Raw genomic sequence first — 17,881 nt, 5'->3', positions numbered from 1 at the left:
ATTGTGAAGTTGAAAAAATATGTTAAAGATTGTTAAGGCCCTAAAATTAAGGCTTGAAATGGATATTTCGAAATTAGTTCACTAATTTTTAAGAATTATTTTTACGGGGGATGGCCTCGGTTTTCTTCATTTTACATCGAAGCGCATTGCCTGCTGTAACACCAAAGAAATTGTTAAAACCAAAAAGAAATCTTAATTTTTTAATACCTTGTATAACTCTTATACAAAACATTAAACTAAAACGATATTTATGCCAACGTATCAACTAACGGTTAACGGAAAAGAACACACGGTAGAGGCAAGTGAAGACACTCCGCTATTATGGGTCTTGAGAGACCATTTAAACATGGTCGGCACTAAATTTGGTTGCGGAATAGCCCAATGCGGCGCCTGTACGGTACATGTGGAAGGCAATGCCACCAGAAGTTGTTCTTTGCCCGTGGCGTCGGCCGCAGGCATGTCGATTACTACTATCGAAGGGCTTTCAGAAGACGGTTCGCACCCCGTACAACAGGCTTGGAAAGAAGTTGACGTACCCCAATGCGGATACTGTCAGGCAGGTCAAATGATGACCGCCTCGGCTTTTTTGGCAAAGAACCCCAGCCCTACGGAAGAAGAAATTTCCGATGCCATGAACGGTAACATTTGTAGATGTTCCGCATATAACCGTATAAAGAAAGCGGTGGGCGTAGCGGCCGAAAAAATGGCTTAACAAAACATACCATTAGGCTTTTGATTACCAAAAAAAGCTTTAATTCTATAATTTACAGCTCATGTCAACACCATCCATACCTTTTAGTCGAAGAAACTTTTTACGCACCTCGTCGTTAGCGAGCGGGGGACTCCTGATAGGCTTCAATCTTTTTACCGCTTGCAAATCGGATGTTAAACCTCCGGTCGATTTAGCGGATTTAAATTACAACGATTTCAATGCCTTTATAAAAATTGCCAAAAATGGGGCAGTGACCATTTTTTCGCCCAATCCTGAAATCGGACAAGGGGTAAAAACGGCTATGCCCATGATCATTGCCGAAGAACTAGATGTGGCTTGGGACAATGTATATGTTCAACAAGGCGTACTCGATACAAAAAATTACACCAGACAAATCGCAGGGGGCAGCCAGTCCATTCGCTTCGGGTGGGATGCCTTACGCCAAACAGGGGCTACCGCCAAGCAGATGTTGGTGAACGCCGCAGCGGCACGTTGGGGGGTAGATGCTTCAGAATTGTCCGTTAGCGAAGGAGTCATTACGAATAAGGTCGGGGAAACCCTAAGTTATGGCGATGTGGTCGAAGAGGCAGCAGCTTTGGAGGTTCCTGAAAACGTTACCTTAAAAGAACCCAAGGACTATAAAATAATAGGCACCGATCAACGCAATGTCGATATCGATAAAATTATTACCGGACAGCCTTTGTACGGTATGGATTATAAGGTAGAGGGCATGGTCTATGCCACTGTACTCAGGCCACCGGCATTCGGACAGGAATTGGTTTCCTTTGATGCCACAGAGGCCAAAGCCATACCTGGGGTAATCGACGTCATTCAAATTGGTGATAAGGCCAAGGCTTTGTTGGAAAAGGACAAAGTAAACTGGACCGCCCAATTAAGCGGGAGTGGAAAGGTGGTCGTTTTGGCAAAGACAACTTGGGATGCCTTCAAGGGTAAAAAAGCCATCAAGGCCACTTGGTCCGATGCAAGCCCTCTTGAAAGTACCGAGTTTCATGACGAAAAGCTCAATGCCCTTTTAGATGGTAAAGATTTTGTAACCATGAGAAAGGATGGCGATGTCAACAAGGCATTCGCCCAGGCCGATAAAGTATTGGAGCGTACCTACGAATCTCCCTTCCTTCCGCACAACTGTATGGAACCCATGAATTTTTTCGCCCATGTAACCGATGAGAAAATTCATTTGGTAGGACCGGTGCAAACCCCTGAAGATGCAGCAAATACCGTCGCCGAACTTTTAGGGCGCGATGTGGCCGATATCCATTTGGAAATGACCCGTATGGGCGGTGGTTTTGGAAGAAGGCTGTATGGGGACTTCGTTTATGAAGCGGCAGAGATCAGTGATGCTATCAGAAAGCCCGTAAAAATGGTATCTTCCCGTGAAGACGATATGTCTACCGGGGTATATAGGCCTTCCATAAAATACAGGATCAAAGCGGCCATCAAGGATGGACAATTAACAGGCTACCAGCTAAAGGAGGCCGCCATCAACGGAAACATGTACGGATTGATCCCGAATTTCTTTCCGGCCGGTGCGGTTGAAAACTACCAGGTCGACGTGGCCAACTATAAAAGCAATATTACTACGGGAGCATGGCGTGCGCCGTATACCAATTTCTTGGCCTATGCCGAACAGAGCTTCTTTGATGAACTTGCCGAAGCAATGGAAGTGGACAAGATCAAACTACGCTTAGATTTATTGGAAAAAGTAAAAGGCACTACGGACGAGCGGATACAATATTCCCCGGAACGTATGCAAAATGTGATAAAAATGGCCGTCGATAAGTCCGGCTGGGGAAAACAGCCCCAAGGAACATATCAAGGCTTTGTTGCCTATTATTGCCATAATACCCATGTGGCGGAAGTAGCCGATGTGGTTATTGAAAAAGGCCTTCCCGTGGTCAAAAAGGTAACCTGTGTGGTCGATTGTGGCATTGTCATCAATCCTTTGGGTGCCCTGAACCAAATAGAGGGAGGTATCGTAGACGGTATCGGACACAGTATGTACGGTAGTTTCGGTTTCGAAAACGGCCAGCCTACCGCAAAGAATTTTGACAAGTACCGTTTGGGCCGAATGAAAGATGCGGCCGCCGTAGAAACCTACCTGGTACAAAACGAACTATCGCCTACCGGTTTGGGCGAACCCACTTTGCCACCGGCAGGTGGTGCGGTAGCCAACGCCCTAAAAGCGGCCACCGGCAAGCGGGTCTACAAACAACCTTTTATAGAGCAGGAAGAGTTGTGGCAAGCCAAACAAGAAGAAATACTGGGATAGCCCTCAGAGGAGCGTTCCTATTATGTAAGACCGATTGTACTTAAGCGATTCCGATTTGTATGACGCATGAACTAAAAAACATTATCAGGGCCTATAAGCTCGCCAAAGAAAAGAAGCAAAAGACCGTCCTCGCGACGGTCGTTGCTTTAGAAGGCTCTTCATATCGCCGACCAGGAGTACGTATGCTCATACGTGAAGACGGTAAAATGGTCGGGGCGGTCAGTGGTGGCTGTGTCGAAAAGGAAATCTTTAGACAGGCCCATGGCGTTTTTAATGACGAGGTAGCCAAAATGATGATCTATGATGGTCGTTACCGATTGGGCTGTGAAGGCATTCTCTATATTTTAATAGAACCTTTCGCCCCAAGTACATCTTTGATCGAGGCCTTTGAGCTGTCCGTAAGGCATAGGGAACAGTTTACCATTCGTTCTTTCTACAAGAAAAAGGAAGGAAGCCATGCAGCCTTGGCTTCGTTCTTTGTTTTCGGAAAAAATAGAATTGGGCTAAGGCCCAAGGTTGCCCCATCCGATGACCTCCCTGTATTCGAGCAACAAATGGATCCCTGTTTTAAACTGATTATTATCGGTGCGGAACACGATGCGGTACAATTGTGTTCCCTTGCTTCCTTAACGGGCTGGGAAGTGACTATCGTAGCTTCCGCAGCGGAGGAAAAGAACATCAACGATTTTCCCGGGGCCGACCTTTTTCTTAGCGAGGAACCCGAAATGCTATCCCTCGATACTATCGACGAACAAACCGCAATCGTTTTAATGACACATAGTTACGTTCGCGACCTAAAGTATTTGTTAGCGATAAGGGAATCGAAACCCGTATACTTGGGATTGCTCGGTCCGGCCAAGCGAAGGGAGAAACTATTGAACGAGTTTATAGAGCATTACCCCGAAGTATCGGATACCTTTTTTGATACGATACATGGTCCTGCCGGTCTAGATATAGGAGCGGAAACGGCACAAGAAATCGCCCTGGCCATTCTATCGGAAATACTATCTGTAACCCGGGGTAAGGAAGCCATCATGCTCAAAAACAAATTAGGAAGAATACATACCTAATGAAAAGTGCTCCACATCGTATTGCAATATTGATTTTGGCCGCAGGATCATCTTCACGTATGGGAAAACCGAAACAGCTACTTCCTTGGCACGACACTACGCTCTTGGGCCACGCCATACGCACCGCAAAAGCGTCGAAGGCCATACGGGCACTGACGGTTTTAGGGGCGAATGCCAAAAAGATACGCACCGAGACAACAGAAGCCTTTGCCTTTACGGAAAATACGGCCTGGGAATCGGGAATGGGGAGTTCCATAGCACACGGAGCGGCATCCTTGATGGCTTCGGACAAGGACATCGAGGGTATATTGATCATGCTGGCCGACCAACCTTTGATCAAAGAAAGCTACCTCAATCTCTTGATCGATCATTCCATACGGCATAAGGACAAAATTATCGCCACGACGTATAAGCATAGGGCAGGGGTACCCGCACTTTTTCCCAAGCCGTATTTTGAGGCCCTCTTAAAATTGAATAAGGATTTTGGAGCCAAGCAGCTCTTGCAAGAAGAAGAAAACCAAGTTATTAGGCTTTCTGCGGGACAGAACATTATTGATATCGATACGAGCGAAGATTACGAACGACTAAAGCATAAAAATGAAACTGAACACTAGCATCGCATTTTTGCTCTTGGCCTGCACGGGTCTATGGGCTCAAGAAATGAGTTTTGAAGACTACAACCCCAAATCTACCTTAGTGGTTCCCGGGCATAAAATAAGCAAGGCAAAATATCCCTTTGTCGACATTCACAGCCACCAGCGAAACATGGGGGCTTCGCGCCTGAAAAGCTTGGTAGCCGATATGGATGCCCTCAACGAGGCCGTTATGGTCAACCTAAGCGGAGGTTCGGGCAGTGGCTTGGCCGAAAGCGTAGATAACATAGCCCAAAACTATCCGAATCGATTCGTGGTATTTGCCAACGTCGACTTTGATGGGGCAGGAAAGCCGGGCTGGACGGAAAAGGCCGTGGCCCAGTTGGAAGCCGATATTAAAAATGGGGCCAAGGGCCTAAAAGTCTTTAAGAGTCTGGGATTACGAAACGTAGATCATGAAGGAAAGCGGCTGGCGGTAGACGATGAACGTCTTGATCCCATTTGGGCCAAATGCGGCGAACTGGGGGTGCCTGTGTTGATACATTCCGCCGACCCAAAATCCTTTTGGGACGCTATGGATGCCGACAACGAGCGCTGGTTGGAACTAAAGACCCATCCCCGTAGGAAACGGAGCGATACCGATCCGGCTCCTTGGCAGCAGATTATAGACGAACAGCACCGCATGTTCAAAAAACACCCGAATACAAAGTTTATCAATGCCCATATGGGTTGGTATGCCAATAACTTAGAACAATTGGGCCGCTTTCTCGATGAAATCCCCAATATGTATGTGGGTATAGCCGCGGTAATCGCCGAACTGGGGCGACAGCCGCAAAACGCACGGCAATTTTTCATCAAGTATCAAGACCGTATCCTATTCGGGAAAGACAGCTGGAAACCCGAGGAGTTCCCTACCTATTTTAGGGTCTTGGAATCGAATGACGAATATTTTCCCTATTATAAAAAATACCACGCCTTTTGGGCTATGTACGGACTCGATCTTCCCGACGAGGTGTTGAAGAAGGTGTATTATAAGAATGCCCTCGCCCTGGTACCGGGCTTGGATAAAAATTTGTTCCCCAAAGAATAAACTTTTTCATTTCCTGTTTAAGGGAAAAACTTAACGCTTAATTTTTGGAGGTAAGCTGAAAACGTACGAAATTACATCGTAAATCAGAAACCCCATTTTTTTATGTGTACCCATGCCCAATGCTATATTGTACCTCCCTATTTGCTCGAAAAACTGGCCAAACACGGCAACAACAGCTGTAAGAGAGCTTTGAACGATACGGGTAGGATTGCGGAACGAAGAAGGAACAGCCTTAACAATCTCTTATTGCGCAAGCCGGAAGAGGGGAAGGGCGAGCGCTTTATCTACGACTCTAAGAACCAATTCGAACAACGTCTGGAACTCGTGCGCAAAGAGGGACAGGAAGCCGTAGCAGACTCAAGTGTAAATAAGGCCTATGAGACATCAGGTTTTGTTCGTGATTATTTCAAAGACACTTTTGGCCTCAATTCCATTGATGGGAACGGTCTGGACATTATTTCCAACGTTCATTATGGCGAGGGCTATAACAATGCCTATTGGGACGGCGACGAAATGACCTATGGTGATGGAGACGGTAAGGAATTTACCGATTTTGCCAGCGCCATTGATGTTGTGGCCCATGAACTGACCCATGGAGTGACACAATTTTTGGCCAATTTGGAATACCAAAGCCAGCCCGGGGCACTCAATGAACATTTTTCCGATGTATTTGGCACCATCATTAAACAGAAATACCTGAAGCAAGATATTTCAGAGGCCGATTGGCTTATCGGGGACAGTGTGGTTACTGAGGGATTTCCCGGCCTTGCCATCCGCTCTATGAAGGCTCCGGGAACGGCCAACGATTTCGATACCCAGCCCGACCATATGGACAACTACTATAATGGAAGTGGAGACAACCAGGGTGTACATATCAATTCGGGCATTCCCAACAAGGCCTTTTATCTCTGCTGTCTTGAAATCGGTATAGACGACTGTGCCCTGATATGGTTCGAAACCTTAAAATCGCTCTGGCGCACGGCCGATTTTAACGATATGGTAGAAACCTTGATCCGTACCGCAGAAGAACTTATCTCGGAAAACAAGGTGTCCGAAAAGGCAATTGAAGCTATAGGTAATAGCTTTTCACAAGTAGGTCTAACCCCAATTGTAGCCTAATGAAATATCAGATCAACATAGAAGGAGGTTTTACGGGTATTCCCAAACAATTTGAAGGGGAATTGAAACTCGATAAAGAAGTGGAAAAGAACATGCTCGAAGCCCTCAGTGTTACACACGAAGACCATAGCCATTTAAGGGACGGATTTACCTACACGGTAAAGTTCAGCGATGGCAAGGAAGTCTACGAGTCACAATTCAACGAATCGAACCTTCCCGAGAATCTTCGCCGTTTTATTACCGATGTTCAAAAAAAAAGCCACTGAACTGCAGCTAAAATGTCGGCAAAAATAGAGCAACCCGAGCTAGTAATTTTCGATGTAAACGAGACCCTTTTAGATATGGGGCCTCTGGAAAATGCTATCAACACATCCCTAAACTCCGAATATGCCTTTTCGTTGTGGTTTAGAACTTTACTGCATTATTCCTTAAGTGAAACTTTAACTGGAAACTATGTAGATTTCGGCACTATTGGGAAAGCCACCCTTAAGATGACCCTGCAGAAATTCGGTAAAAACTTATCGGAAAATCGCTTGGATGCCATTCTGGAAAATATAAAGAACTTGCCTGCGCACGAAGATGTAAAGGAAGGCTTGAAAATGTTGAAAGAGGCCCATATCAAACTCGCGGCCTTATCAAATAGCAACGGAAAACTTTTAAACGCACAATTGCAATTTGCGGGTCTTGCCGATTATTTTGACGCTATTGTTTCTGTGGAAGTCGTAAGGCGTTACAAACCTGGGGCCGCCCCTTATAAGGCGGTTCTCGAGACCATGAAGGTCCCGGCAGAAAGCACCATGATGGTCGCTGCCCACGGATGGGATATTTTGGGGGCCAAAAGGGCAGGCTTACAAACCGCTTTCGTTGGCCGTGAGGGGCACGCCGTCTATCCCTTGGACGGCACACCGGACCTAGAGGCGAAAACTGTTTTGGAAGTAGCCCGAACCCTGTTAAAAAACTAGTAGCTACTAGTTCTTTATACGTTCGGTATCTTGGTTCAAATCACCGTAGTCTTGAAAAATACCGCAAGAGTATTCCTTCTTTACCAATGATTTTTCTTCTCGTTTTTTCTTTTTGGCCAAAACTTCGATTTGTGGAGATAAGTAACCCATCTTATTGTTTTTTTAGGTATCGTTAAAACGCCTTTGTTTAAAAATTGTTGTCTTGTTTTTCGTTTTTCAATCGAATTATAGATCAAATGTATATCTGTATTTTCGATCCGTAATTCATTTTACAAAAACTTTGTGATTATTTAACCGAAGCATTGAAAATGAACAACATAAAGGTACGCAACATTTTGTGCGATATCGATACGAATAATGACGCAAGAGCACAAAATCACTGCAAAAAAACCAAGGGTTTACTAATTTTTGTTGAAGAATCTACAACACCACAAGCTGCTTTTCGATATAGCTTTTTATGAGCATCCAATTCATTTTTAGAACCAGTGCGGCCGAGGGAATATTATCGTCCTCAATAGCCGAAATTATGGCGTCGTGCTGGTCGTTGGAATTGTAGTGAAAGGAATCGTTAGACATAAAGGCGCGTTCGTAGAAAAAAACACGGGTTTTGAGGTCCTTGAGTATTTGTTGAAACACGGGATTTTTATAGTTCGAAGTAAGCAGGCGATGAAATTCCATATAGGCATTGACCCGCTCTAGGGCATTCTCGGCCTTGGCGATAAGGTCCCTTTGCTTTTTGAGTTTGGAAATTGCGGCTTCGTCAAAGGTCGACTCTTCCAAGGCAAGAACTTCCAAATGGGCAACCAGCTCGTAAAGGTTCTTGGCCTCTTCGGGGTTTACGGCCGCAATTACGAATCCGCGGTTGGGAATGGCCCGTACGATATGCGATTGCTGTAATTGGGTCAAGGCCTCGCGAATAGGGGTTACGCTCACCTTGAGTTTTCGCGCCAAGGCGGCCAGGTTGATCCCTTGTCCGGGCTGCAAGTGGCCCTTTTGCATTTGCCTTAAAAGATGTTCCCTTACCTTATCACGTAGTATAATGCTCATTCCCATTCCGTAAATATAGGAATCGTATACGATTTTTCAATTATTTTACTAAGAATAAATACAGGCTTCGATTCCCAGCTTCCGTTAAAACTAATGAAGGATACAGTTGACACTATTTTTTTGGCCTTTCATCTGAAAAACGGCCGGAATCATACTAAAACACAGAAGATTGCGTTTTTAGTGCGTAACCCAAAAATTATGAACATGAGTTATTTATTCAATAAAATGAAACCTTTCGCCTTATATGGCGCCGTTGCCTTTTTGGCCTTTAGTTGTTCTAATGATGATGAAGGCACACTAAATGACGAACAAGACCAAAAGGTAGATCAGACCGAAATCAAGACCGTTCTGGAAACCGATCAAATGACCAGCGCTGCGGATACCGTGATACAAGACCTTTTTACGAATCGCCAATCGGGAAAATCGGCCAAAGACAACAGCTGCTATGAAGCCGAGTATACCAACACAGGCTTTACGGTCTCCTTTGACCAATGTAAGGTTGAAGACGACGGGGAAGTGCTTAGTGGTTCATTGACCGTAACCTATGGCGGACAAGACGACTCCTATACCTATAGCGTAAGCTATGATAATTTGATTGTCGGTGACATCGAATTAGATGGTACCCGAAGTATCTCCCTTGATGCCGAGGAAGAAAATACAATTGTATTCAATGTGGTGAGCGATATGTCATTGACCCTGGCCGACGATTCTGTAATTAGCGAAAAAGGAAACAAGATATCCACCATCATATTGGGAGAGGAATTCGGAACCGGAAAACTTACAATTGATGGGGAATGGGTCGTAAAAGCCGATGGCAATACCTATTCCGTTAATATCACCTCTGACCTTGAAGCCGAGTTTGGATGTGATTACATAGGAAAAGGTCTTATGGAGCTAACAAAAAATGGATTGACCGTAGATGTTGATTTCGGTAACGGTGAATGTGATGATGTAGGTGAACTCATTTATCCCGATGGTACCAAGGAAACCATTTCATTAAAAGATTAATACTCACAAATAGAGCTATAAAAAAGCCCTTATCTTTTTCGGATAAGGGCTTTTCTTTTGCTTCCCTATGGAAACAAAACCCAATTAAGGATGTAGCTAAAAGATATATACAAAGGGAACTAAAGTTGCTTTTATCCCTTTTGGAAAACCACAAAACCCCACAACCCCGGAAAGGAGTCCTTTTTATCCATTACAATGAACGAATCTTAAGCCAAGGCTTTCGGGTTTTGACCTCTTTCCCAGCAAATATGGCCCCTTAGTTTTCATTCATGAGAAAACCAGAATGAAAATACCATTTCTATTTGTAGAATAATTTTACGTACAACCCTGTAAACAAATACATTACCTTCTAAAATATAAAATGGGGCGAGCATCTCCGGCGATGGAATTTCTTTGCCCTAAAATCATAATAAAATCAAAATAAATGCCTATCTTATCCTCCTAATTTTAAAACAAGAAAAATACCGAATGGCAAAATCGCAGCAAACCTATAATAAGACTGAAAAAGAGAAGAAACGTCTAAAAAGACGAGAAGAAAAACAAAAGAAGAAAGAAGCTCGAAAAGCTGCTGCTAAAGAAGGAGGCGAAGGAATTCCTTTTGCCTACGTTGACCATAATGGTAACCTTGTAGATACTCCACCAGACCCATCCCAAAAAGTTCAGGTCGATGCCGAAGATATCGTATTGGGCATTCCCAAGAAAGTGGAAGGTGAAGAAGAGGAATTTGACCCCGTTCGTAACGGAAAGGTTTCTTATTTCGATTTCTCCAAAGGCTTCGGTTTTATTATCGATTCTGAAAATCAAGAAAAATACTTTGTTCACGTTAGTGGCCTTATCGATGAAATCGATGAGAACGATAAGGTAGCCTTTGAACTTGAAAAGGGAATGAAGGGCATGAACGCCGTTCGCGTAAAGAAAATTTAAACGGCCGTTTTCAAATAATACAATCTTAATAACTAGGGCAGCATGCTATGTCCGTTTTCTACGTCTATGAAAAAATTCATTTTAGTTTTTTCTCTAGCTTTTGCTACCCTATGTTCATGTACGCCCTCTGCCAAGAACCTGTTCAATGGCAAGGACTTAAGCGGATGGCACATTGATGTACCGGCCATGGACAGCACCGATGCCAGAAACCCCTTTATTGTGAGGGACGGCATGTTGGTCAGTTTGGGAACGCCCGCAGGCCATATTATTACGGATGCTTCGTACGAGGACTTCCGCCTTGACCTTGAGTATCGTTTTGCGGGGGAACCGGGCAATTGTGGTGTCTTGGTCTTTGCCTCTACGCCACGCTCCCTTTATAAGATGTTCCCCAAATCCATTGAGGTGCAGATGATGCACGAGAATGCCGGTGATTTTTGGTGTATTGTAGAAGATATCGAGGTAGATGATATGGTGGCCCGACGCGGACCAAAAGAAGAGTGGGGTATTACCGAAGGAAAGAAACGACGCATTGTCAACCTGACCGATGGTTCGGAAAAACCCGTAGGGGAGTGGAACCATATGACCATAGAATGCCTAAAAAACGAAATCAAGGTTTGGGTAAACGGCGATATGGTCAACCATGGCTATGACGCTACCGCCCAGAGTGGACAAATTGCCCTACAGGCCGAAGGTTCTGAGGTAGAATTTAGAAAAGTGGCACTTACCCCAATTCAGAAACTGACCGAGTAATTCGATCATTTGAGATGTAATGCCGCAGGCATATCCGGAAAATCGATAACGTCGGACGGATTCATCCCTTCCAAGGTCACCGACCCGATACGCACCCGCACCAATCGCAAGGTAGGAAAGCCTACCGCTGCCGTCATTTTTCGTACTTGCCGAAATTTACCTTCCGTTAAGGTCACCGACAACCAAGAATTAGGCCGATGCGTCCCCACACGCAATAAGGGGTGGGCCTTAGGAAATCCAGGATCCTCGTTTATCAATCGCGCCGCACAGGGTTTAGTACGGTATTTTTTACCCGCAATACCGATTTCGACGCCTTGCTGAAGTTTTTCTATGGCTTCCGGACTAATGCGACCGTCCAATTGGGCATAATATTCCTTTTCTATTCCCGACCGGTTCACCGTATCGCTCAATTTTCCGTCCGTAGTCATTAAAAGAAGTCCCTCCGATTTTTCGTCCAACCGTCCTATGGCCATACTTCCTTCTACAAAATCATACAGTTCGCTTATAAAGCGCTTGCTACGTTTCTCCCTTACATTGTTCGACCCCATCTGACTGATGAGTCCGAACGGCTTATATATCTTATAATGTTGATGGGCCATTCAAAAAAAAATTATGCCGCAAAGGTAAGGAAGCACATCGGATATGCTTTTGAGGCAAAAAGGAATCATTCTGGATCAAGCCGCACCATGGCTTAGGCGTAAATTCGTAGGAAGAAAAAAACGATGAAATGGAAAATGTATTAGTAGCGGGTGCCAACGGTACCACAGGAAAAAAGATAGTAGCCTTACTCAACGAATCACAATATTTTACCCCAGTGGCCATGGTGCGGAAGGCATCGCAACAGGTTCAATTTGAACAAGACAACATTGCCACGGTCTTGGGCGACTTGGAAGGCGACATATCGCATACGGTAAAGGATATCGATAAGATAATATTCGCCGCCGGCTCAGGGGGGAAGAAAGTCAAGGAAGTGGACGAAGAGGGTGCCAACAAACTGGTAGATGCCTCAAAATCCGTCCATTTGAAAAAATTCGTGATGTTGAGCTCCATGGGAGCCGATAAGCCCGAACAGGCAAGCGACCTCAAGGAATACCTTAAGGCCAAGCACAACGCCGATGCGTATTTAAAGGAAAGCAAGCTTACCTATGCCATCGTACGCCCCGGTTCTCTGACCAATGACAAGGGAAGTGGAAAGATCAAGGCCGCGTCGAGCTTAGGCCAATCCGGCTCCATTAGCAGGGACGACGTAGCCCAGACCTTGGTCCGTGCCCTTCACGATGACGACCTTACCAATGCCACCATTGAAATTCTCGAAGGCGATACCCTAATCGGGAAAGCACTGGAATCGGTTTCATAAATCGTATAAATTTTCGTTGTCCCAAAAGTTTGTAATATATTCGGGTTTGCCTTAGCGGGCAGACCCTTTTTTTTGAATGAGATATCGCCAATAATGGAACGAAGAGATTTTATTAAACAGAGTACATGGGCATCGGCTGCAACCCTACTGCCCATTACCAAATTTCCCTTGGCCCGTGAACCCAAGTTCAAAATGGGCCTACAGCTGTTTACCATTCGCGATGCCATGGCGAAAGCCCCTATAGAGAGCCTTAAAAAAGCAAAGGCCATGGGCTATGAAGACCTTGAGATCTATGGTTTTGACCCAGACCGAATCGGGTATTACGGGTATAGGGCAGGGGAGTTCAAACAGATTTTGGATGATCTTGACCTGACCGTCTCTAGCGGGCATTATAATTTTTCGTCTTATTTTGACAAACCCGATGACGAACTAAAAGCCTATTTAGACGCCTGTATCCAAGGGGCCCAGATCCTGAACAAACCCTATATTACCTGGCCTTGGTTGGCTCCCGAGTTTAGGACCCTTGAAAATTTTAAGGCACTAAGCGGCAAACTGAACTGGATGGGAGAACAGGTGAAGGCGGCAGGCTTGGGCTTTGCCTATCACAATCACGATTTTGAATTTACCGACCACAACGGACAAACCGTTTATGATATTATCTTAAGGGAAACCGATCCTGATTTGGTCAAGTTGCAGATGGATATGTATTGGGTGGTACATTCGTCAAACAGCACCCCACAAGAGCTTATTGCCAAACACCCGGGGCGCTATGCCATGTGGCATATCAAGGATATGGATAAAGTGAACCGAGACTATACCGAACTGGGCAATGGCTCCATTGACTACGTAAAAATGCTGTCGCAAATCGACCATGATGCCCTAGCGTATTATTATATTGAGCAAGGCGGGAACTTTGCCCGCAACGATATGCAGAGTATTGCCGATAGTGCTACGTTCTTTAAAGAAAATTTACAAAAATACCTCTAACGACAAACACATGAAAAACCTTACCCTAAAAACAATTGCAGCCACCCTGATATGGGTTGGCTTTACGGCCTGTAACGACAAAAAGGAAAAAACCGAAGAAAAAGAACCGGCGGTAAGCTACGACGAAGCCAAGTCACAACTCCCCATTGACCGCCTGAACTTACCCGACGGATTTAAGATAGAGGTATTCGCCGACAGTATCGATGGTGCACGCTCTATGGCCATGGGTGATGACGGAACCCTGTTCGTAGGCACTCGAAACGACAAAAGGGTATATGCCATTCAAGACCGTGATAAGGATTTTAAGGCGGACAGAGTGATTGAGCTGGATACCATTTTTGATTCACCCAACGGAATCGCTTTTAGAAATGGCTCGCTTTATGTGGCCGATGTGAGCAAACTCTTCCGTTATGACAATATTGAGGCCAATTTAGACAGTGTGCCCGAACCCAAGCTCGTATACGACGATTTTCCCGGCGCCTTTCATCACGGATGGAAGTACATCGCCTTCGGTCCCGATGACAAGTTGTACGTTCCTGTAGGCGCTCCCTGTAACATTTGTGATTCTACCATGGTCGATGAGCGTTTTGCCACCATTAGCCGTATGGACCCCGATGGAAGCAACCGCGAGATCTATGCCAGGGGCGTTCGTAATACCGTAGGTTTTACGTGGCACCCAGAGACCAAGGAAATGTATTTTACCGATAATGGCAGGGATATGATGGGCGATGATATCCCTCCCTGTGAATTGAACCGGGTCACGGAGGCCGGACAGCACTACGGCTATCCGTTTTGCCATGGTGGCACCATCAAGGACCCCGAGTTCGGAGACCAACGCCCGTGCTCCGATTTTGTAGCGCCCGTTCAGACCTTAGGAGCCCATGTTGCCCCCTTGGGCATAAAGTTTTATACCGGCGATATGTTTCCCGAAAAATATAAGAAATACGCCTTTATCGCCGAACACGGTTCGTGGAACCGCTCTAAAAAATCTGGCTATAGGATTTCTTTGGTAAAAATCGAAAACAATGAGGCGGTAGCTTATGAAACCTTTATAGACGGCTGGTTGGACGAAGAAAGCCAAGAAGCCTTCGGAAGGCCCGTAGATGTACTGTTCCTTAAAGACGGCTCCCTTCTGATTTCCGATGATTTTGGCGATGCCATTTATAGGGTGACCTATGCCGGGGATAGCGGACAACTCGCAAGTGCCGAGTAGTTCAACTCCCGATAAAATCCCCCTTTTTGAAGGGGGATGCCCCTAGGGCGGGATAGGTATTCCCCGATTAAGGCAAGGCTCATACTCATGGTATCCGCACAGCGATATATGAGATGCGTATTTTTGACGTTATCAATTTAGGATGGCATCGATAATCCTATCCTTTCTTTAACCAACTCGACCAAAACACTAAAACATGGGTTTCCTAAAAAATATGTTCTCATCCGAAGAAGAAGAATTTCAAGAAGCAGAAGTCCTTATCGAGGAAGCATCACCTTCTTGCCCAATCAAGGCATTTGTGGAACAAGACAACCGAGTCGTCTACTTTTATTTATGGGGAGATGAAAAAACAAATTTTGGGGTAAAATCTTGCTGGGTTAGAAATCTAAAAAAAGCCCCGGCGGAATTGGAAGAAAAATTAATGGATAAGGGCATTCCCCCCATGCTGCCCGAACAATTTTGTAAGTTCAAGGAAGGACAGGGGAAATTGAACCCAAATGATCTAGAAATTATTTGGACGGAAGAGGGGGATGCCGCAAGTCTTTTAGCTAATGGCGAAGTAATTGCCATCATCCCAAGTTGGGGAGGACAAAATGGCTTTTATGGATATGCAAGGGATTGTATCGGACAAGGGGATTTGGCTTGGGAGTTGACAAAATCAAATGAATTTTTAGACAGAATACAACGATCTAAGGCCTATTGGGATTCTTGGAGCAATGAATTGAATCCTTTTCAAATTCAACAACCCTTGATATTGGGCTCCTACGACGAATCGTTTGGGAAGCACGACAAGTATTACGCCATAGATGGTAACGAATGGCCGCCTAAGGGACTCTATTTAAGAGCAGGCGAGTCAAAAACGGTCTTTGCGACAGTCGGACTTTCCTTAGTTCCCATGCCCTTGGTCGAGATGTACTTTGAAGACCGATTTGAGTCGAATCGCATCGAACTCGGAATTATATTGAATTCCGGTTTTTCCAATGATGAATTGCAGGAAATAGCCCGGTGGATAAGTGCCCAATCTTCAATCCCTTGGGACCACATTACGTTTTTAGGTGAAGGACATACCATCAATTTTAAGTCTTTTAATTCATCAATATTCAATTTTGTTTGGCTCACCAATAGATTGGATATCCTCCCCAAAACAGAACTAGAGGACTATCGTGGCTCAAAAATCAATTTCCTATGGATGGTTCCCATATCCGAAAGGGAAAGAAAAGAAATTATGGACCATGGCAGTGATTCGGTGATTGAGAAGTTTAACGAAATAGGGGAAAACATATTTTCACTTCAACGCGACGAAATCGTATAGTATTGCTGCAGTCATTTGAACAAACGACAACGTACATAATGATCAGGAAATATTCAAATAAGGATAAACCGAAAATCATCGAATTACTGCGAAAGAATACGCCTGCTTATTTTGCTCCTTCCGAAGAAGCTGATTTCGTAAACTATCTTGACTACGAAGTGGAAGATTACTTTGTCTATGAAGAGGATGCCCGCATTATTGGAGCGGGAGGAATCAATTACTTCCCCAAATTAAAACTTGCCCGAATTTCGTGGGATATCATCGCCCCAAACTCCCAAGGAAAAGGAGTAGGAAGAAAGCTGACACAGCACCGGCTCCATCATTTAAAAGAGAGGGGAAATATTGAACTAGTCGTCGTTCGAACCACGCAATTGGCCCATAAGTTTTACGAAAAAATGGGATTCGAACTTGAAAAAACCGAAAAGGATTTTTGGGCAAAAGGCTTTGACCTTTATCAAATGACAATGTCCAATAAAAAATAAGGCATTCCGGCTTCGATGGGGAACGTTGGTCCCACACCAAATAGGCATCCTGAGCAGAAAGAATCAAAGCCCTACAAAACCCAAATAAAATCCCCCTTTGAAGGGGACATACACACAAGTATCCCAATGCCAGCTATAGGTTAGGAGAGATTTACTACCTTAGTTGCTATAAGTAGAATAGCATCAATGACTATACCCCCTGGTATGTGATTTGAAAACAGCATAGAACTACGAATTCAAATAAAGTCAAAGTGAGCCTATTCTCGTATCATTTAGTAAAACTTCCCTTTTTCGATGCGATGAAAGGCATATTCTCGAATCCGATTGCCAAGAATACGAAAGGGCTGATCCACTCGGAATACATGACGGCAATGACCCTGGGCGCTCCTATCTTATCCACATCTCGAATCTTACCCGGGCAAGTGGCCGTTTTTATGCAATGGGAAAACGAAAGGGCCCTTGAAAACTATTTGAAAGAAGACCGTTTTGGACGTAGGCTCGCTAAAGCTTGGCACGTGCGCCTGTCCTTTATTAGGGAGTGGGGGAAGTTTAGCGGGTTTGAAATACCAAAGCACAGAGCGCAACTAAAGAGTTCTAATGCGCCCGTAGTCGCAGTCACCATAGCACGAATGAAGCCATTGGCGCTTCCGAGGTTCATTCATTGGGGAAGACCTGTAGAAAAACTGGTGAGAGACCACCCGGGTACGGTACTTTCATTAGCGTCTATCAATTTTCCCAATACCGTCTCGACTTTTTCGATTTGGAAAACGGAAAAAGAAATGACCGATATGGTCCATGGTCATAGTGCGGTAGAAAAACCTCAAAGACATTCCGCCGCCATGAAAGAAAGAGAAAGAAAGAACTTTCATTATGAGTTTACTACTTTAAGGTTTAAGCCTTTGGCCGAATTCGGCGAGTGGAAAGGGCAATCAAATTTTATTCCCATCGCATAAGGGTTTCGGTAG

20 protein-coding genes are annotated in these 17,881 nt (G+C 44.8%); 17 read left to right on the top strand and 3 right to left on the bottom strand.

All coding sequences use genetic code 11. The features are described from left to right. The first annotated feature begins 250 nt into the window (after window positions 1-250). The 8 genes from BW980_RS12115 (at window position 251) to BW980_RS12080 (ending at window position 7,836) form a co-directional block, all read left to right on the top strand. Window positions 251-712 (top strand): (2Fe-2S)-binding protein, encoded by a 462-nt coding sequence (locus BW980_RS12115; RefSeq protein WP_076455466.1) that lies wholly within the window; start codon window positions 251-253, stop codon window positions 710-712. A 61-nt stretch (window positions 713-773) separates the two neighbouring features. Further along, window positions 774-3,002: a xanthine dehydrogenase family protein molybdopterin-binding subunit gene (locus BW980_RS12110; protein ID WP_076455465.1), complete on the top strand. Its 2,229-nt coding sequence runs from the start codon at window positions 774-776 to the stop codon at window positions 3,000-3,002. A 59-nt stretch (window positions 3,003-3,061) separates the two neighbouring features. After that, window positions 3,062-4,072, top strand: a complete 1,011-nt coding sequence (locus BW980_RS12105; protein ID WP_076455464.1) for an XdhC family protein — start codon at window positions 3,062-3,064, stop codon at window positions 4,070-4,072. Further along, entirely contained in the window at window positions 4,072-4,686 is a 615-nt protein-coding gene (locus BW980_RS12100; protein WP_076455463.1) for a nucleotidyltransferase family protein, read from the top strand. The genes BW980_RS12105 and BW980_RS12100 overlap by 1 nt, the downstream gene beginning before the upstream one ends. Beyond that, window positions 4,670-5,755, top strand: coding sequence for an amidohydrolase family protein (locus BW980_RS12095; RefSeq protein WP_076455462.1), 1,086 nt, complete (start codon window positions 4,670-4,672; stop codon window positions 5,753-5,755). Before BW980_RS12100 ends, BW980_RS12095 begins: the two co-directional genes overlap by 17 nt. A gap of 102 nt (window positions 5,756-5,857) precedes the next feature. Then, window positions 5,858-6,874, top strand: coding sequence for a M4 family metallopeptidase (locus BW980_RS12090; RefSeq protein ID WP_076455461.1), 1,017 nt, complete (start codon window positions 5,858-5,860; stop codon window positions 6,872-6,874). Then, window positions 6,874-7,140 carry a protealysin inhibitor emfourin gene (locus BW980_RS12085; protein ID WP_076455460.1) on the top strand — a complete coding sequence of 89 codons (267 nt, stop codon included), beginning with the start codon at window positions 6,874-6,876 and terminating at the stop codon, window positions 7,138-7,140. Before BW980_RS12090 ends, BW980_RS12085 begins: the two co-directional genes overlap by 1 nt. 12 nt (window positions 7,141-7,152) lie before the next feature. Next, window positions 7,153-7,836, top strand: a complete 684-nt coding sequence (locus BW980_RS12080; RefSeq protein ID WP_076455459.1) for a haloacid dehalogenase type II — start codon at window positions 7,153-7,155, stop codon at window positions 7,834-7,836. Between the two features lie 6 nt (window positions 7,837-7,842). On the opposite strand, the gene BW980_RS22575 is transcribed toward BW980_RS12080, so the two are convergent. Together BW980_RS22575 and BW980_RS12075 are read right to left on the bottom strand one after the other, a co-directional pair. Then, window positions 7,843-7,986 carry a hypothetical protein gene (locus tag BW980_RS22575; protein ID WP_175609887.1) on the bottom strand — a complete coding sequence of 48 codons (144 nt, stop codon included), beginning with the start codon at window positions 7,984-7,986 and terminating at the stop codon, window positions 7,843-7,845. Window positions 7,987-8,256: 270 nt separating this feature from the next. Next, on the bottom strand, window positions 8,257-8,883 hold the full coding sequence (locus tag BW980_RS12075) for a GntR family transcriptional regulator (protein WP_245800039.1): 627 nt from the start codon (window positions 8,881-8,883) through the stop codon (window positions 8,257-8,259). A gap of 204 nt (window positions 8,884-9,087) precedes the next feature. Between BW980_RS12075 and BW980_RS12070 the strand changes: the two genes are divergently transcribed. The 3 genes from BW980_RS12070 (at window position 9,088) to BW980_RS12060 (ending at window position 11,565) form a co-directional block, all read left to right on the top strand. Continuing rightward, window positions 9,088-9,891: a hypothetical protein gene (locus BW980_RS12070; protein WP_139327668.1), complete on the top strand. Its 804-nt coding sequence runs from the start codon at window positions 9,088-9,090 to the stop codon at window positions 9,889-9,891. A 468-nt stretch (window positions 9,892-10,359) separates the two neighbouring features. Beyond that, the gene (locus BW980_RS12065; protein WP_013995511.1) at window positions 10,360-10,815 is read left to right on the top strand and encodes a cold-shock protein; all 456 of its coding nucleotides are present in this window, start codon (window positions 10,360-10,362) and stop codon (window positions 10,813-10,815) included. Window positions 10,816-10,881: 66 nt separating this feature from the next. Next, window positions 10,882-11,565 (top strand): 3-keto-disaccharide hydrolase, encoded by a 684-nt coding sequence (locus BW980_RS12060; RefSeq protein ID WP_076455456.1) that lies wholly within the window; start codon window positions 10,882-10,884, stop codon window positions 11,563-11,565. A 5-nt stretch (window positions 11,566-11,570) separates the two neighbouring features. On the opposite strand, the gene BW980_RS12055 is transcribed toward BW980_RS12060, so the two are convergent. Further along, window positions 11,571-12,164, bottom strand: coding sequence for a pseudouridine synthase (locus tag BW980_RS12055; RefSeq protein ID WP_076455455.1), 594 nt, complete (start codon window positions 12,162-12,164; stop codon window positions 11,571-11,573). A 128-nt stretch (window positions 12,165-12,292) separates the two neighbouring features. On the opposite strand from BW980_RS12055, the gene BW980_RS12050 reads away from it, so the two are divergent. From BW980_RS12050 to BW980_RS12025, 6 genes are all read left to right on the top strand, one after another. Next, window positions 12,293-12,922, top strand: coding sequence for an SDR family oxidoreductase (locus BW980_RS12050; protein ID WP_076455454.1), 630 nt, complete (start codon window positions 12,293-12,295; stop codon window positions 12,920-12,922). 93 nt (window positions 12,923-13,015) lie between these two features. Then, window positions 13,016-13,909, top strand: a complete 894-nt coding sequence (locus BW980_RS12045) for a sugar phosphate isomerase/epimerase family protein (RefSeq protein WP_076455453.1) — start codon at window positions 13,016-13,018, stop codon at window positions 13,907-13,909. Between the two features lie 10 nt (window positions 13,910-13,919). Then, window positions 13,920-15,122 (top strand): PQQ-dependent sugar dehydrogenase, encoded by a 1,203-nt coding sequence (locus tag BW980_RS12040; RefSeq protein ID WP_076455591.1) that lies wholly within the window; start codon window positions 13,920-13,922, stop codon window positions 15,120-15,122. 196 nt (window positions 15,123-15,318) lie between these two features. Next, window positions 15,319-16,434 (top strand): suppressor of fused domain protein, encoded by a 1,116-nt coding sequence (locus BW980_RS12035; protein WP_076455452.1) that lies wholly within the window; start codon window positions 15,319-15,321, stop codon window positions 16,432-16,434. A gap of 38 nt (window positions 16,435-16,472) precedes the next feature. Next, complete coding sequence (locus BW980_RS12030) at window positions 16,473-16,916, top strand: GNAT family N-acetyltransferase (protein WP_076455451.1); 444 nt, start codon at window positions 16,473-16,475, stop codon at window positions 16,914-16,916. A 251-nt stretch (window positions 16,917-17,167) separates the two neighbouring features. Beyond that, on the top strand, window positions 17,168-17,869 hold the full coding sequence (locus BW980_RS12025) for a hypothetical protein (RefSeq protein WP_076455450.1): 702 nt from the start codon (window positions 17,168-17,170) through the stop codon (window positions 17,867-17,869). The last annotated feature ends 12 nt before the right edge of the window (window positions 17,870-17,881 follow it).

Origin of the sequence: Zobellia uliginosa (assembly GCF_900156625.1) — a bacterium.
Taxonomy (GTDB): Bacteria; Bacteroidota; Bacteroidia; order Flavobacteriales; family Flavobacteriaceae; genus Zobellia; species Zobellia uliginosa.
Note: the sequence above shows the minus strand (reverse complement) of the source record. Positions and strands in the feature narration are given on the sequence as shown.